This window comes from Sphaerisporangium sp. NBC_01403 (assembly GCF_045040145.1).
GTDB classification, from domain to species: Bacteria; Actinomycetota; Actinomycetes; order Streptosporangiales; family Streptosporangiaceae; genus Sphaerisporangium; species Sphaerisporangium viridialbum.
This window is the reverse complement of record NZ_CP109534.1, coordinates 8,982,185-8,996,408: the sequence shown is the minus strand read 5'-3', so window position 1 is coordinate 8,996,408 and position 14,224 is coordinate 8,982,185. Positions and strand designations below refer to the sequence as shown.

The window sequence follows — 14,224 nt, the reverse complement described above, 5'->3', positions numbered from 1 at the left end:
AAGGTCCGCCCCCAGCCAACCACAGGCTGCTTACCCATGGACCGCCACCCAGGCGTGCAGCCGAGTGCCCTCTCCCGGGGCGCTGGTGATATCGAGGCCCCCGCCCAGCGCGCTCAGCCGGTCGGCGAGCATCGCGAGGCCCGTACGGGAGACGGTTTCCGGCTCGAAACCCTTGCCGTTGTCGGCCACGGACGCGAGCACCCGGCCTTCGGTGTGGGACAGCCGGACCTGGATGACTGTGGCGGAGGCGTGCTTGAGGGCGTTGGCGACCGCCTCGCTGACCGTGAAGTACACGGCGCCCTCCACCTCGTCGGAGAACCGTTTCTCCCGCAGACCGGGATCTGCCGTCACGGTGGTCGCCACCGGCAGGCGCGAGCAGCGTTCCTCCACGGCCTCCACGATGCCGCCCTGGCTGAGCACGGCCGGATGGATGCCCGCCGCCAGCTCGCGCAGGTCGGAGAGGGTCTGCCGGGCCTGCTCGCGAAGCAGGGTCATCGTCCGGGCCTCGCCTCCGGTGGCCCGGGCCAGCTCCAGCCCGGCGATGAGGGCCACGAGTTGCTGCTGCACGCCGTCGTGGATGTTGCGCTCGATGCGCCGCCGCTCTGCCTCCTGCGCGTTCACCAGCCGGGTGGCGAGCCCGGCGCTCTGCACGGCCAGCGCCACCGGAACGGCGAGTGCCGTGAGCAGCCGCCGATCCTCGGCGTTGAACCGCCCCGCGATCTTGGGCCCACAGGCGATGTGCCCGAGCCCGGCCGGCACGGTGAGCAGGGGCGGCCCCTCCTCCCGCCCGGCCACGACCCGGGTGCCATCGGAGAGCGCGACGGCCGCCCACCGGGTGTCCAGGCCCGACCGTACGGCTGCCGCCAGCCGGCCGAGTTGCTCCACCGGCTCCATCTCCTTGAGCGTCGGACCGAGGTCCGACAGCAGCTCGTCGACCGTCGGCCGGACGTCGAAGACCAGGTAGAGCCGGGAGCCCCGCAGCCCGACCCGGATGTCCAGGAGGTTGTACCGCAGGACCGCCACCGCGATCGTGGCCGGCAGCGCTCCGACCACGCTCATTGCCCCGATCAGCATCGCGACCACCGGGCCGGCGCTCGCTGTCAGGACCAGCAGGACGGCACCCGCCAGGTTGACCACCATGCCGGCGATCAGCCAGCCGAGCTGCCGCCGCTCGGACGCCCTGCTTCGCCGCCAGCGCGCGATGACCGAGCCGAGCACGACCAGGGCTACGACGGAGACGACCGCCTGGCCCACTCCCGCCGCGAACAGCGCGAACGGATCGGACGTCGGGGTCCTCCCGAGGGTCAGCTGGGGGACGCGCACCACTCCGAGCCAGTGAAGGCCGATCGCCCCGGCGGCGATCCAGACGGCCGGCCGCCAGCGTGCGGACGGCAGCCGCCCGTCGGGGAAGAGCAACGGGACGAAGACCCACGTCAGGCCGTAGTAGATGGTGTACATCGAGGTCATCACAGCGGCTAGCGGGAGCGGCACGCCCGCGTCGCCGTCGGCCCTGAGGAGCAGGCCGGTGCCGGCGGCGCCAAGCGCCAGGCAGTCGGCGGTGGCCAGCAGCAGCCATCCATAGGCATTGTCAGGACGGCGGACGGCGATGAGCCAGCCCAGCGCGGGAAAGACGAGATACGGCACTACGTACGCCCATTCCACGGGCGACGCGGCGGACTCGGGCTGCAGCAGCAGCCCCGCGACGGCGCCCGCCACGGCCACCGCCGCCAAGGAGGCGGCTACCGCGGCGGAATGCTTCATGAACGGCATCGTGGCGTGTGCCGGTGACCGGCGTCTATGAGGTTGTCCTCACATTCCATGTGGATCCCCGCACTTCAGAGACGGAGGACTGCCAGGTACCGCCGGCGGCGCCGCCATTTCTACTGTGGTGATCACCCGAGAGAAGGAGGAGCCATGTCCCTCACGACGAGGTCGACGAGATCCACGCGTGTCCTGTCCGCGACGCTCGCCATTGCGGCCCTCGCTCTGACCGCGTGCGCGCCCGGCGAGCAGAGCACTGCCACGTCCGCTCTCACCCCGGCGCCCTCTGGCTCCGCCCTCACCCCGGCGCCTTCCGGTAGCCCGGCCAAGACGGTCGACATACCCGGCACTCCCGTGGGCGGGCAGCTCCGCTGGTTCCTCGACGTCGTGGGCAGGCCGCCGATCGCCGACGACGAGCTGGCCGAGCACCTGAGCGCCGAGTTTCTCAAGGAGGTTCCCCCGGCGCAGTTCAACAAGACCCTCGAAGGCTTGGCGGGGCTCAAGCTCGACGAGCTGACCGGCGTCCAGCCCACGGCGATCGTCGGTCTCATCTCGTTGCCAAGCGGGCGGCTCAAGCTCTCGATCTCCGTCGACGCGTCCGGGAAGATCAACGTTCTGCGGCTCTCGCCGGTGGCCTCCCCCTCGCCGACGCCTGCGAGCTGGTCCGACATCGACAAACGGCTGCGAGCGGTGGCGCCACAGTCCGGCTTCCTGGCCGCCGAGGTGACCCCCGGCGGCGGCTGCCGGCCCGTTCATGCGCTGGCTCCGGGCGAGCCGCGGCCGCTGGGCTCGATGTTCAAGACGTACGTGCTGGGCGCCGTCGCGCAAAGGGTGCGCGAGGGCAAGCTGTCCTGGGACGACAAGCTCACGATCACACCGGAGCTGAAGAGCCTGCCCGGCGGCGAGCTGCAGGACCGGCCGGACGGCAGCACCGTCTCCGTCCGGGAGGCCGCCAAGCTGATGATCTCCATCAGCGACAACACCGGTGCTGACCTGCTCCTCGACAAGGTCGGACGGCGGGCGGTCGAGGCCACGAACGCGGCGTGGTCCGATCACGCGAAGCGGAACGTGCCGTTCCTGACCACACGCGAGCTCTTCGTGCTGAAGGGCGCCGACTACCCGCGGCTCACGAAGGAATACCTTGCCCTCGATTCCAAGGGGCGGCGCGCCTACCTCGATCGGACGGTGGCGAAGGTGCCGCTTTCACGGGTCACCTCGTGGCAGGCTCCCCGGGAGCTCGACACGGTGGAGTGGCTCGGCTCCCCGTCCGACATGTGCCGCGCCTTCGCCGGGCTGAGCGGGTTCGGTGACCGGGAAGTGAGCGAGGTGATGTCCGGCGACGCCGGGCTCGGGCTACCCCGCGAAGACTGGCCGCTCGTCTGGTACAAGGGCGGCTCGGAGCCGGGGGTGCTCACCATGGGCTTCCTCGCCCGCTCGGCTAAAGGCAAGACCTACGTCGTCACGACGCTGACCAGCGACCCTTCCGCCCCCTTCAACGAAGACGCCATCACCCAGGAGTCGCTGGCCCTGATCCGCGGCGCCTTCGCGCTCCTGTGACCCATCCCCTTCGCCGCCCAGACCATCCGACACCTCACCACCCGCTTCACCACCACGCCATCCGACCCCTAAGTGGTCGACTGAAGATCCAGGACTGGTACTGCCAGGGCTTGAGCTGGCTGTCTTCCGATGTTTCTCGGAGTCGCGTGCTCGTCGCAGCGCCGGAGGGAACGGGACGACCTCGTCGCCGAGTTCGACTGGTGGCGTTTCAGCGTGAGGGCTTCGCCGTAGCGGTATCGGGCGGGGCCTGGCCCATCATTGCCAGCATCGCCTGCCATGGTGTTCCGTCGAAGATCAGCATGATCGATGTGATTCCGGCGCCGTCGAGGCGGAAGTGTTCGGCGGTGCGCTGAGTGCCAGCCGGGGTGGCGGTGTGCACGTCGTAGACGAGTGTCGCCTCGGACTCGCCGTACAGTTCGCTGATCATGTCGACGCCGGTGACCACCTGGAGGAAGCCGGGGAGCCCGGCCAGGTGGCCGGCGGGGTCCGCAGAGCTCATGAGCGGGCTTTGGAAGGTGAACGGCTCGGCGAGATGCGCGACGGCTGCGGGCATGTCCCCACTGAACCTGGCGTCGTGATAGCCCCGCACGATCTGCCGGGTCCGGGTCTCGGTTGTCATCGCGGTTCGGTCCTTTGATCGTTTCTTCGGGTGGTGGATGTCCGGTTCACGGCTGGGTGTTCGTGCCGTCGGCCTGGCTCAGGTATTGGTCGAGTCGATGCTGGTTCTCGACGAGGCGCAGGCAAAGATGCCGCAGCTGGGTCATCTCGGCGGGCGTGAATCCGCGGAAGACCGCCGCCATGGCGGCCTGGGTGGGCCGACGGAAGGACTCCAACCAGGCCAGCCCGGCGGGTGTGATCCTGGCCAGGACCGAACGGCGGTCACGCTGATCGGCGACCCGCTCAGCCAGTCCGTCGCGTTCGAGGGTGTCGACCAGTCCGGTGACATTGCGCGAGCTCACTCCAGCCGCCTGGGCCAACTCGCCGATGCTGATCCCATCATCGGATGCGGCGCTCAGACGGATCAGGAGATCGAGCGCACCCGCGCTCAGCCCGCGGCCCTCGGCCCCGCGGGAGCGCATGCGCTCGGTGGCGTGGAACGCGCTGCGGACCGCAGCTGCGCCTTCGAGGGCGAGGGTGTCCTCTCCTGCGGTGAACTGGGCCATGGCAGACCTCACCCGGGGGTCGAAAAAGCTACCGTCTGGGTCACGATCGAGGCCGTACGGGGAGTTATGTACATGCTTCATGATGAAGCAATACTTTAATACCAACTTCGCTAACTTGCCAAGCAGCCCCGGCGCGCCCGAGGATGCCCCTCGGCTGCGCCAGCGCGCTCCATCTCACCGCCCCCGACATCCGACCAACCCTCGGGCGCAACACGCGTCGCTGTGTCAACCCCCGAAGGACTTCCAGACTCGACCACTAAGCACTCCTCCTCGCGCCCAGACCAGCCGACACCTGACCACACGTTCTCGCTGCTCATGTCATCCGGTGCTTGACCACGTCTGTTCTCCCACGCCATTTGACGCCTACCCAGGTCTTTGCGCGGCGTAGTGGAGAGCAAACTTACCGTGATATCTGGCGTGTCCGGTTGAGGGTAAGTACGAAGATCATCATGCTCGACGGGAAGCCGTGTGGTTCGTCACGGTGTGGTGACTCATCGGTCTGGCAGTCGACATGAGGTGTGCCATGCGTGAGCAGGGGCGGGTGCGGTGGAAACGCTTCGCTTTGATCTTCATACCCGCGGCGGCAGTGGCGTCAGTGCTGGTCGGTGCCGTGGCCCGGGGTGCCGTCGGCGCCTCGTTCGTGGTCGCCGGGGAAAAGATCAAGGTCACCGCCGACCTGATCCGCGCGTGGGACGTCGCCGAGTTCCCCGGCGTGGTGGAGACAAAAGGAGGCAAGCAGATCCCCGTATACCTCACCATGAACCGGCATTTGGAAGCCTTCAATCTCTGCCAGAGCTACTTGGTCGACACGCCCATGGGCACGGTGACCATCAAGGTCACCGGGGGCACGGGCAAGGACCCGGTGACCGCCGACAACCAGGTCATCTACGCGCGCCGACTGGCCGGTGACAATTACTCCACCAACGTCCAGATCGGCCGCGACGCCAGCACCGCGAGCACCCTGCCGGGGATCACCGGGCAGCCCGGGGTCGCCGGTCAGGTGTCCTCCACGGTCGTCGTCAAGAACTCCCGGCAGATCATCCTGGGCACGAGTGCCGAGAGACTCGGCTTCCCCGAGTCCCTGCTGCGCGTGCTGCCCGGCATACAGGAGTGCTTCTAGCTTGAGGTCCGTCTAGTGCTCGTGGTGCCGCATAAGTGACCGGCCTTACTTCCTGGGGGCAGGAGATCGTGAAGTCGTGGCGGCGTTCTCGCCCGTTCTGGGGTGGTCTGATCACCCTCATGGCCGGGCTGGAGATGCTCAGCATCCCCTTCGCCGTCAACGCGCTTCCGCTGGTGATCCACTCAGCCCAGGCGGGACTGATCTACCTGATCTCCATCACGATGATCATCCTGGGCGTGCTGATCTGGCTGCAGCCGGCGCAGCGCATCTTCCTCGGCATCATGGCCAGCCTGCTGTCCATCACGTCCATCCTGTACGCCAACATCGGCGGCTTCCTGATCGGCATGATCCTGGGCCTGATCGGCGGCGCCCTGGCGGCCGCGTGGACTCCCAACCCGCACGCGGGCGGCTTCGGCGGGGGTTCACCTTCGCGTGACGGCAACGAAGAATCCCGCCCAGAGGCCTCAGGAGGACATCGCGGATGAGCTTACTCCGACGTAACGTCAGCAAGGAGCCTGGAGCGCCGGCACCGCCGCCTCGGGTCTCTCAGCGCTGGCGTCGCACGTCACCGGGCGCTCACGCCGGAGGCTCCGCGACCTGGCGGAGCTCCACGTCGCCCACCGCTTCCGCCAGGCGGGCCGCCCATTCGACCGCCTCCTCCCTCGATCTCACCTCGATCAGCGCGAAGCCGCTGACCAGCTCCTTTGTCCCGGTGAACGGGCCGCCGGTCACGGTCCGCGTCCCTCCGGAGACCGAGACGCGCGCGCCCGCCGAGCTGGGCAGGAGGTCTTCGGCGGCGAGCAGCACGCCGGCCCGTACCATCTCGTCGATCAGCCTTCCCGTGCCGTCATGCGGCTCGGCGCCCGCTTCCGCCTGCTCGGTGGCCTTGTGCATCACCATGAACCGCACCATCGTTCCTCCTGTCGGACATCCACCTCTATCTAGGTGTCGATCGACTGGCGGCGACTTCGACACGGCACTAGGACGGCTTTCCGGCGCGTGCGCCCCTGAGCCGTAGTGCATTGGGTGCGGTATGGCCGGAGTGTGGGTACGAAACGGCAATGTCGGCCGACAAGCTGGACGCCTACCGGAGCAAGCGCGACGCCACCCGCACGCCGGAGCCCGTGCCGGAGCCGGGGCCTCTCCCCACAGGCCAGGACGACACCTTCGTGATCCACGAGCACCACGCCCGCCGCCTGCACTGGGACCTCCGACTCGAACGCGACGGCGTGCTGGCCTCCTGGGCGATCCCCAAGGGCCTCCCCCTCGACCCCAAGACCAACCACCTGGCCGTGCACACCGAGGACCACCCCATCGAGTACGCCACGTTCGAGGGGGAGATCGCCCAGGGCGAGTACGGCGGGGGCCTGATGCTCGTCTGGGACCGGGGCACCTACGAGACCGAGAAGTGGACGGACCGCGAGGTCAAGATCGTGATGCACGGGGCGCGGGCCACCGGCCGGTACGTGCTGTTCCAGACCGACGGCAAGAACTGGATGATCCACCGGATGGACCCGCCGCCGAACCCGGGTCCGCCGACCGCCGCGGACCTGCGGCCCATGCTGCCAGAGGAGCGCAGGCGCCTCCCCCGCGACCAGGACGCCTACGGGTTCGAGTTCGACCTCGGGGGAACGCGCGCGCTCGCCGGCGTCGAGAACGGCGAGGCCAGGCTCTTCGCCGAGGACGGCACGCCTCTGGACCACCCCGACCTCGCCGGCCTGGGCAAGAACCTCCTCGGGCTTCCCGCCGTGCTCGACGGCCAGATCGTCGAGATGGAGGGCACCCCGGTCTACATGATCTTCGACGTGCTCCGCCTCAACGGTGGAGTCCTGCTCGACCGCGTCTACCGGGACCGGCGCCGCACGCTCGACCACCTGTCCCTGCGCGGCCCGCACTGGCAGACGACTCCGTGGTTCCCCGGCGATGGCAAGCCCGTGCTGAAGGTGGCGAGAGACCAGGGGCTTCCGGCCGTCCTCGCCAAGCGCCTCGACAGCCCGTACGTCCCCGGCGCGCGCTCCCCGTACTGGCTGCGCGTGCCCGTCGGCGACTGACGCCTCGGGGGGCCAGAGAATTTTTTTCCGAGTGCCCGGCCCGGCAGGAGAACGGCCAGCTCAGCGAGGTTGTGCGGCGCGAAATACGGCCTTGTGGAAACGCGTCGAAGAAATGCGTTCCCGCAGGTCAGCCGGAAACGTGAACGTCACGTTCACGTTTGCCAGATCCAGAATTCGTGCGCAAAGATAAATCATCACCCATTTCGGCCCCTGACCAGGGGTTTCTTCGCCATGTCCGGCAACCTTCCACTCCAACCCCCAAGGAGGGGACGATGATCCATGCCCGAGGGCTGACCCGGCGGTTCACGGTGAAGCGGGAGACCGTCGACGCCGTGCGCGGTATCGACCTCGATGTGGAACCCGGCCAGCTGGTGGCCTTCCTCGGTCCGAACGGCGCGGGAAAGTCCACCAGCCTTCGCATGCTGACCTCTCTGCTGCCGCCGACGTCGGGGACCGCCGTCGTGGCCGGCCACGATGTGGTCGCCGATCCGGCCGGGGTGCGCGCCCGTATCGGTTATGTCGGGCAGAAGAGCAGCGCGGGCGAGAACTTCCGCGTACGCGACGAGCTGGTGACCCAGGGACGCTGCTACGGCCTCGGCGTGGCCCAGGCGCGCCGGAGGGCCGACGAGGTCCTCAGCCTGCTCGATCTGGAGCCCCTGGCCAGGCGCAAGCCCGGCACCCTTTCGGGGGGCCAGCGCCGCAGGCTCGACATCGCCATGGGGCTCGTCCACCGGCCCGAGCTGCTGTTCCTGGACGAGCCGACGACCGGCCTCGACCCGCAGAGCCGCGCCAACATCTGGGAGCACATCCTGCGGCTGCGCACCGAACACGGCACGACCCTGTTCCTGACCACGCACTACCTGGAGGAGGCCGACAGCATGGCCGAGCGGGTAGTGATCATCGACCACGGCCTGATCATCGCCGACGGCACGGCCCAGGGGCTCAAGAGCGATCTGGCCGGTGACCGCGTCACGGTCACGACGCACGACCTGGCGGAGGCGACGAGGGCGGCCGAGATCGCCGCACGGATCGCCTCGCCTGACGAGGTCACCACCGACGGGACGACCGTGCGGCTGCGCGTCTCCCGTGCGGAGGCGGTGCTGCCGGAGTACCTGCGGTCGCTGGAGGCGGCGGGCGTGAAGGTCGCCACGGCCGAGACCGCTCGCCCGACGCTCGACGACGTGTTCCTGGCGCTCACCGGCCGCAGCCTGCGCGAGACCGACGGCGCGTGACCTCATCCCATGTAGGAAAGGCGAGTTCGTTGAGCACTCATTTCATCCGTGACACCCGTACCGTGTTCTCCCGCGAGTTCGCTCCCGTGGTGCGCGAACCCCTCGCCCTGGTGTTCACCATGGGGCAGCCGCTGCTCTTCCTGTTCCTGTTCGGGCCGATGCTGGCCGGAACGGGGAGCCTCGGAGAGGGGGGCTCGCCATGGCAGTGGTTCGTGCCCGGCATCCTGATCATGATGTGCCTGTCCGGGCCGATGATGGCCGGATACTCCATGCTCATCGAGCTGATGGGCGGCTCGATGGAGCGGATGCTGGTCACGCCGCTGAACCGCACGGCGATGCTCGTCGGCCGCACCCTCAAGGAGTTCGTGATCCTGCTGTTCCAGGCCGTGCTGATCATCGGCCTCGCGGTGCCGCTGGGCTTCGAGCTCCGTCCTGTGGGCGTGCTGGCCGGGCTCGCGCTGCTGATCGTGTTCGGCGTCGGGCTCGGCTCGCTGTCCTTCGTGCTCGCGATCGCGTCCCGGCCGGGTGGTGAGCTGTTCTGGGGAGTCACCCAGATGGTGCTGTTCCCGCTGATGCTGCTGTCGGGCGTGCTGTTGCCGGTGGAGTCCGGCCCGGCGTGGCTGCGGGCCACCGCCGCGCTGAACCCGGTCTCGTACATCGTGCGGGCGGAGCGGGCGCTGTTCAGCGACAGGTTCGCGGACATCTCGGTGCTGTACGGCCTGCTCGCGGCCTGCGCCGTCGCGGCGGTGGGCCTGGCCCTCGGCACGCGGGCGATGCGGCGCGGCATCTGACGCCAAGCCGGCGCACTCGTGCTCCTGGACCACCGTGGACTCCGGCGCGAAGGCGCTTGCGACGGTCGACGGCCGGGTGGTCAGCGGAAGTCGTCCGCGTGGTCGGCGGCCCACTGCGCGAACGTACGGGCGGGACGGCCGGTCACCTTCTCGACGGTGTCGGTCACGAAGGCCTCGCGGCCGACGGACTTGGCCTGGAGGTCCATGATCGTGTCGACGATGTGCTCGGGGACGTGCTGGATCATCGCCTGCCTGGCGGCCTCCGGGGACACCTCCTCAAGGCGGAGCGGGCGGCCGATGGCCTCGCCCACGGCCTGGACCTGGGCACTCAGGGTCAGCGCCTGCGGGCCGGTCAGCTGGTACCGCGCGCCGGCGTGGCCGTCCGACGTCAGCGCCTGGACGGCCACGGCGGCGATGTCGGCCTCGTGGATCGGCGCCGTGACCGCCTCGCCGAACGGGAGGCGCACGACGTCGCCCGCCTTGACCTGGCCCAGCCACTGGTAGGCGTTGGTGTCGAAGGCGCCGGGCCGCACGAAGGTCCACTCGATCCCGGACTCCTCGATCGCGTCCTCGATGACGGCGTGGAACGCGGCGATGAAGTTCGGCTGCACCTCGGCGTCGTCGTCCACCGCGAGGGACGAGAGCAGGACGACCCTGCGGACCCCGGCGTCCTTGGCGGCCTTGAGGAACGCGGGGGCCGTGCCGGGTACGGCGTACAGGAAGGCGGCCGTGACGCCTTCGAGCGCGGGCGGGAGGGTCTCGGGCTCGGAGAGGTCCCCGCGGATCACCTCGGCCCCGGCCGGAAGGTGCGCTCTGTCCGGGTTTCGGGTGAGGGCCCTGACCTCCTGGCCCGCCGCGAGAAGCTGCTCGGCCACGCCGCGGCCGACGTTACCTGTGGCTCCGGTTACCAGGATCATGAGCTTCCTCCAGCATGAGGCGACCGAGTCGCTCGGTCTCGGCTTCGATCTCCGTACCAGCCTACGGGCGGTGATCCTCGATGGGGCGTGCCGATGATTCACAAGGTCGGTCCGGACACCCGGACCAGGTACCTGACCAGGCATGATGTGTGAGCAACGACACGCCGAGCTCGTGCACGATTTCACATGGCGTTCATAAATGAGCAACAGCTCCGAAACGGCCGGTTGACAACCTCGGCGTTGCGGACACGTGTGGGATCCGCCTTGCTGAAGGGATCATCGTGACCTACAAGGCCGAGTACATCTGGATTGACGGCACCCAGCCGACCGCGCGGCTCCGGTCGAAGACCAGGATTCTTGCCGATGGCGCGGAGCTGCCGATCTGGGGCTTCGACGGATCGAGCACCAACCAGGCGCCTGGAAAGGCCTCCGACTGCGTGCTCAAGCCGGTGTTCACCTGTCCGGACCCCATCAGGGGCGGTGACAACGTGCTGGTGCTGTGCGAGGTGCTGCTCACCGACATGACGCCGCACCCGACCAACACGCGTGCGATGCTCTCGCCGGTGGCCGAGCGCTTCGCCGACCAGGACTCGTGGTTCGGCATCGAGCAGGAGTACACCTTCTTCAAGGACGGCCGCCCGCTCGGCTTCCCGGTCGGCGGCTTCCCCGCCCCGCAGGGCTTCTACTACTGCGGCGTCGGCGCCGACGAGGTGTACGGCCGCGAGGTCGTCGAGGCGCACCTCGACGCCTGCCTCGAGGCCGGCCTCGCGATCTCCGGCATCAACGCCGAGGTCATGCCCGGCCAGTGGGAGTTCCAGGTTGGCCCCGCCGGCCCGCTCGCGGTCTCCGACCACCTGTGGATCGCGCGCTGGCTGCTCTACCGCATCGCCGAGGACTTCGGCATCTCGGCCACCCTGGACCCCAAGCCGGTGAAGGGCGACTGGAACGGCGCGGGCGCGCACACCAACTTCTCCACCCAGGCCATGCGCTCCGGGTACGACCCGATCATCACCGCCTGCGAGGCCCTCGGCGAGAAGGCCGAGGAGCACATCGCCGGATACGGCGCCGAGATCGAGAACCGCCTCACCGGCATGCACGAGACCGCCCCGTGGAGTGAGTACAACTACGGCGTGTCCAACCGCGGCGCGTCGGTGCGCATCCCTTGGCAGGTCGAGGTCGACAAGCAGGGTTACATCGAGGACCGCCGCCCCAACGCCAACTGCGACCCGTACGTCGTGACGCGGCTCATCGTGGGCACCTGCTGCGCCGCGCTGGAGAAGGCCGGACAGGTCTGACCGGGCCCGGCCCACACGGCCGGTCTCCGTCTCGTTCTCGTGGTGGGTGGCGCCGCTTCCGGCTATTCGCCGGCGGCGCCACCCGCACGTCATTTCACCGACGACTTCACCAGGGTGGGCTTCCGCTTCCTGCTGGTGAAGATGTCGTCCACGATGCCGTAGGCCTTGGCCTCCTCGGCGGTGAAGATCTTGTCGCGCTCGATGTCCTTGCGGACGCTCTCGACCGAGCGGCCCGAGTGATCGGCGATGAGGCTTTCGAGGAGCGCGCGCATCCGCATGATCTCGCGCGCCTGGACCTCCATGTCGCTCGTCGGCCCGAAGGAGCCCTCGGTGGAGGGCTGGTGGAGCAGGACGCGCGACTGCGCGAGCGCCGCCCGCTTGCCCGGCGTGCCGGCCGCGAGGAGCACGGCCGCGGCGGACGCGGCCTGGCCGATGCACACCGTCTGGATCTCGGGACGGACGAACTGCATCGTGTCATAGATCGCCGCCATCGCCGTGAACGAGCCCCCCGGCGAGTTGATGTAGATGCTGATGTCACGGTCGGGGTCGAGTGACTCCAGGGTCAGCAACTGGGCCATCACGTCGTTGGCCGAGGTGTCGTCGATCTGCACCCCGAGGAAGATGATGCGATCCTCGAAGAGCTTGTTGTAGGGACTCATCTCCTTGACGCCGTACGTCGTGCGCTCGGTGAACGTGGGCATGATGTACCGGTTGTCGATGGGGACGACCCCGGCGGGCATCCCCGGCCGGCTCAGATCACTCATAGTGCCTCCACTCGTGCTTCGAGGTCATGCTGTGCGCCGCCGGTCAGGAGACCGGGCCGGCGGAGGGGACGAGATTGGCACTCCCCACCACGTGGTCGACGAAGCCGTAACGCCTGGCCTCCTCGGCCGTGAACCACCGGTCGTGGTCGGAGTCGCGCTCGATCTGCTCCACGGTCTGGCCGGTGTGGAAGGCGATGCGCTCGGCGAACATCTTCTTCGTGTAGAGCATCTGCTCGGCCTGGATCTTGATATCGGAGGCCGTGCCGCCGATGCCGCCCAGTGGCTGGTGCATCAGAATGCGGGTGTGCGGCAGGCTGTAGCGCTTGCCGCTCGTGCCGGCGCAGAGAAGGAACTGCCCCATCGAGGCGGCCAGGCCCATCGCCACCGTGGAGATATCGTTTGGGATGTATTGCATGATGTCGTAAATAGCCATGCCAGCCGTGACAGAACCGCCGGGCGAGTTGATGTAGAGGAAAATGTCCCGCTTGGAGTCCTCGGCCGACAGCAGCAACAGCTCGCCGCAGATCCGGTTGGAGATCTCGTCGTCGACCTCCTGACCGAGGAAGATGATGCGCTCGCGCAGCAGCCGCTGGCTGATCGGGTCGATCATCGAGGGTGAGGGCACCTCGACGGGATGCGAGCTGGAGTCGAAGGTCGCCGCGAACGGGTCACGGGAAGAACGCCTCGGGGTCACCGTTGCCACCTGCTCCCAGGTTAGTCGCTGGTAATCACGGCTTTTACATGCCGCGAATTCTGAGTTTAACGCTGCCAGAAATCACATCGGCCGGACAGCTTTTTCACTGTCGGCACATTTTCACTACAGGCGGATTCCGCTTTAAACGTATTCCGCTCAGAACGTATTTCACTTGACAGAGTTTCGCCGATACCGCATGGAGAGCCACCGCCGGGGAGCATTTCGGATGAAACCTACGACGAACGGCTAGGGGGCAGGGGCGGGTTCGCGCGTCCTACGGAGCAGGGCGGCGTTCGCGCGTCCTACCGAGCAGGGCGGCGTTCGCGCGTCCTACCGAGCAGGGCGGCGTTCTCGCGTCCTACGGAGCAGGGGCGGCCTTCGCGCGTTCCGGAGGCGTGAGGCGGGTGAGGGGCGTCTCAGACGTCGGCGAGGCCGCGGCGGTAGGTCGTAGGCGACGGCCTGGGCGCGGTCGCGAACGCCGATCTTGGCGAAGAGTACGTCGTGAGGACGATGACCTGGGTATCCGGATACGGCCCGCGACGTTCCGGCATCGGACCAGGTGTCCGGCCGGATTAATCGATTGCGGGCGTCCCGAGGTGGTTCCTAGGGTCTAGGACATGCTCGACTTCTCACTCTACATGGCTGACCGGCCGGTTCATCGTGAACCGTGCCTGGTGAAGCGTCCTCGTCTCCGACGGGCTCTGGCTCGTCGGGAACACGACATCTAGACAGACAAGGCGTACGCCGCACCCGCGCTGCTCGGCAGCCGGGGTCTGTGGACGCGATCCGGTATGCCAACTTCATGAACACCCGTGGTTCATGAACACCCGTGGCCGCCTGGTCGCCGGCGTGTTGCCCCTACGTGCCCAGGGCCTCCGA

15 protein-coding genes are annotated in these 14,224 nt (G+C 68.3%); 7 read left to right on the top strand and 8 right to left on the bottom strand.

The window, feature by feature from the left end:
* Positions 1-30: 30 nt before the first annotated feature.
* On the bottom strand, positions 31-1,761 hold the full coding sequence (locus OG589_RS40570; protein WP_405143985.1) for an ATP-binding protein: 1,731 nt from the start codon (positions 1,759-1,761) through the stop codon (positions 31-33).
* A gap of 153 nt (positions 1,762-1,914) precedes the next feature.
* Between OG589_RS40570 and OG589_RS40565 the strand changes: the two genes are divergently transcribed.
* A complete protein-coding gene (locus OG589_RS40565; RefSeq protein WP_405143983.1) occupies positions 1,915-3,318 on the top strand; it encodes a serine hydrolase in 1,404 nt (467 codons plus the stop codon).
* A gap of 208 nt (positions 3,319-3,526) precedes the next feature.
* Here OG589_RS40565 and OG589_RS40560 read toward each other — a convergent pair whose 3' ends face one another.
* Together OG589_RS40560 and OG589_RS40555 are read right to left on the bottom strand one after the other, a co-directional pair.
* Positions 3,527-3,937: a hypothetical protein gene (locus OG589_RS40560; RefSeq protein ID WP_405143981.1), complete on the bottom strand. Its 411-nt coding sequence runs from the start codon at positions 3,935-3,937 to the stop codon at positions 3,527-3,529.
* Between the two features lie 46 nt (positions 3,938-3,983).
* Positions 3,984-4,481 (bottom strand): MarR family winged helix-turn-helix transcriptional regulator, encoded by a 498-nt coding sequence (locus OG589_RS40555; protein ID WP_405143979.1) that lies wholly within the window; start codon positions 4,479-4,481, stop codon positions 3,984-3,986.
* A 523-nt stretch (positions 4,482-5,004) separates the two neighbouring features.
* Between OG589_RS40555 and OG589_RS40550 the strand changes: the two genes are divergently transcribed.
* Together OG589_RS40550 and OG589_RS40545 are read left to right on the top strand one after the other, a co-directional pair.
* On the top strand, positions 5,005-5,601 hold the full coding sequence (locus OG589_RS40550) for a DUF6230 family protein (protein ID WP_405143977.1): 597 nt from the start codon (positions 5,005-5,007) through the stop codon (positions 5,599-5,601).
* A gap of 35 nt (positions 5,602-5,636) precedes the next feature.
* Positions 5,637-6,086 (top strand): DUF6114 domain-containing protein, encoded by a 450-nt coding sequence (locus tag OG589_RS40545; RefSeq protein ID WP_405143976.1) that lies wholly within the window; start codon positions 5,637-5,639, stop codon positions 6,084-6,086.
* Positions 6,087-6,177: 91 nt separating this feature from the next.
* Here OG589_RS40545 and OG589_RS40540 read toward each other — a convergent pair whose 3' ends face one another.
* Positions 6,178-6,513, bottom strand: a complete 336-nt coding sequence (locus tag OG589_RS40540) for a YciI family protein (RefSeq protein ID WP_405143974.1) — start codon at positions 6,511-6,513, stop codon at positions 6,178-6,180.
* A gap of 149 nt (positions 6,514-6,662) precedes the next feature.
* Here OG589_RS40540 and OG589_RS40535 point away from each other — a divergent pair, with 149 nt between their 5' ends.
* The gene (locus OG589_RS40535) at positions 6,663-7,652 is read left to right on the top strand and encodes a DNA polymerase ligase N-terminal domain-containing protein (protein ID WP_405143973.1); all 990 of its coding nucleotides are present in this window, start codon (positions 6,663-6,665) and stop codon (positions 7,650-7,652) included.
* Between the two features lie 60 nt (positions 7,653-7,712).
* Here OG589_RS40535 and OG589_RS40530 read toward each other — a convergent pair whose 3' ends face one another.
* Positions 7,713-7,907, bottom strand: a complete 195-nt coding sequence (locus OG589_RS40530) for a hypothetical protein (protein ID WP_405143972.1) — start codon at positions 7,905-7,907, stop codon at positions 7,713-7,715.
* A 17-nt stretch (positions 7,908-7,924) separates the two neighbouring features.
* Between OG589_RS40530 and OG589_RS40525 the strand changes: the two genes are divergently transcribed.
* The gene (locus OG589_RS40525) at positions 7,925-8,884 is read left to right on the top strand and encodes an ATP-binding cassette domain-containing protein (RefSeq protein WP_405143971.1); all 960 of its coding nucleotides are present in this window, start codon (positions 7,925-7,927) and stop codon (positions 8,882-8,884) included.
* A 29-nt stretch (positions 8,885-8,913) separates the two neighbouring features.
* A complete protein-coding gene (locus OG589_RS40520; RefSeq protein WP_405143969.1) occupies positions 8,914-9,675 on the top strand; it encodes an ABC transporter permease in 762 nt (253 codons plus the stop codon).
* An 80-nt stretch (positions 9,676-9,755) separates the two neighbouring features.
* On the opposite strand, the gene OG589_RS40515 is transcribed toward OG589_RS40520, so the two are convergent.
* Positions 9,756-10,592, bottom strand: coding sequence for an NAD(P)H-binding protein (locus OG589_RS40515; protein ID WP_405143968.1), 837 nt, complete (start codon positions 10,590-10,592; stop codon positions 9,756-9,758).
* Between the two features lie 281 nt (positions 10,593-10,873).
* Here OG589_RS40515 and glnII point away from each other — a divergent pair, with 281 nt between their 5' ends.
* Positions 10,874-11,887, top strand: a complete 1,014-nt coding sequence (gene glnII, locus OG589_RS40510; protein ID WP_405143967.1) for a glutamine synthetase — start codon at positions 10,874-10,876, stop codon at positions 11,885-11,887.
* Positions 11,888-11,976: 89 nt separating this feature from the next.
* Here glnII and OG589_RS40505 read toward each other — a convergent pair whose 3' ends face one another.
* Both OG589_RS40505 and OG589_RS40500 read right to left on the bottom strand, forming a co-directional pair.
* Positions 11,977-12,651 carry an ATP-dependent Clp protease proteolytic subunit gene (locus OG589_RS40505; RefSeq protein ID WP_405143966.1) on the bottom strand — a complete coding sequence of 225 codons (675 nt, stop codon included), beginning with the start codon at positions 12,649-12,651 and terminating at the stop codon, positions 11,977-11,979.
* A gap of 43 nt (positions 12,652-12,694) precedes the next feature.
* Positions 12,695-13,261 carry an ATP-dependent Clp protease proteolytic subunit gene (locus OG589_RS40500; protein ID WP_405143965.1) on the bottom strand — a complete coding sequence of 189 codons (567 nt, stop codon included), beginning with the start codon at positions 13,259-13,261 and terminating at the stop codon, positions 12,695-12,697.
* Positions 13,262-14,224 lie beyond the last annotated feature (963 nt).

Excerpts from the sequence above, each read along its gene's own strand:
- OG589_RS40515 (WP_405143968.1), bottom strand. The coding sequence starts at position 10,592 with ATGATCCTGGTAACCGGAGCCACAGGTAACGTCGGCCGCGGCGTGGCC.
- OG589_RS40570 (WP_405143985.1), bottom strand. The coding sequence starts at position 1,761 with ATGAAGCATTCCGCCGCGGTAGCCGCCTCCTTGGCGGCGGTGGCCGTG.
- OG589_RS40540 (WP_405143974.1), bottom strand. The coding sequence starts at position 6,513 with ATGGTGCGGTTCATGGTGATGCACAAGGCCACCGAGCAGGCGGAAGCG.
- OG589_RS40535 (WP_405143973.1), top strand. The coding sequence starts at position 6,663 with ATGTCGGCCGACAAGCTGGACGCCTACCGGAGCAAGCGCGACGCCACC.
- OG589_RS40500 (WP_405143965.1), bottom strand. The coding sequence starts at position 13,261 with ATGATCGACCCGATCAGCCAGCGGCTGCTGCGCGAGCGCATCATCTTC.
- OG589_RS40555 (WP_405143979.1), bottom strand. The coding sequence starts at position 4,481 with ATGGCCCAGTTCACCGCAGGAGAGGACACCCTCGCCCTCGAAGGCGCA.
- OG589_RS40565 (WP_405143983.1), top strand. The coding sequence starts at position 1,915 with ATGTCCCTCACGACGAGGTCGACGAGATCCACGCGTGTCCTGTCCGCG.
- OG589_RS40505 (WP_405143966.1), bottom strand. The coding sequence starts at position 12,651 with ATGAGTGATCTGAGCCGGCCGGGGATGCCCGCCGGGGTCGTCCCCATC.
- OG589_RS40550 (WP_405143977.1), top strand. The coding sequence starts at position 5,005 with ATGCGTGAGCAGGGGCGGGTGCGGTGGAAACGCTTCGCTTTGATCTTC.
- OG589_RS40525 (WP_405143971.1), top strand. The coding sequence starts at position 7,925 with ATGATCCATGCCCGAGGGCTGACCCGGCGGTTCACGGTGAAGCGGGAG.
- OG589_RS40560 (WP_405143981.1), bottom strand. The coding sequence starts at position 3,937 with ATGACAACCGAGACCCGGACCCGGCAGATCGTGCGGGGCTATCACGAC.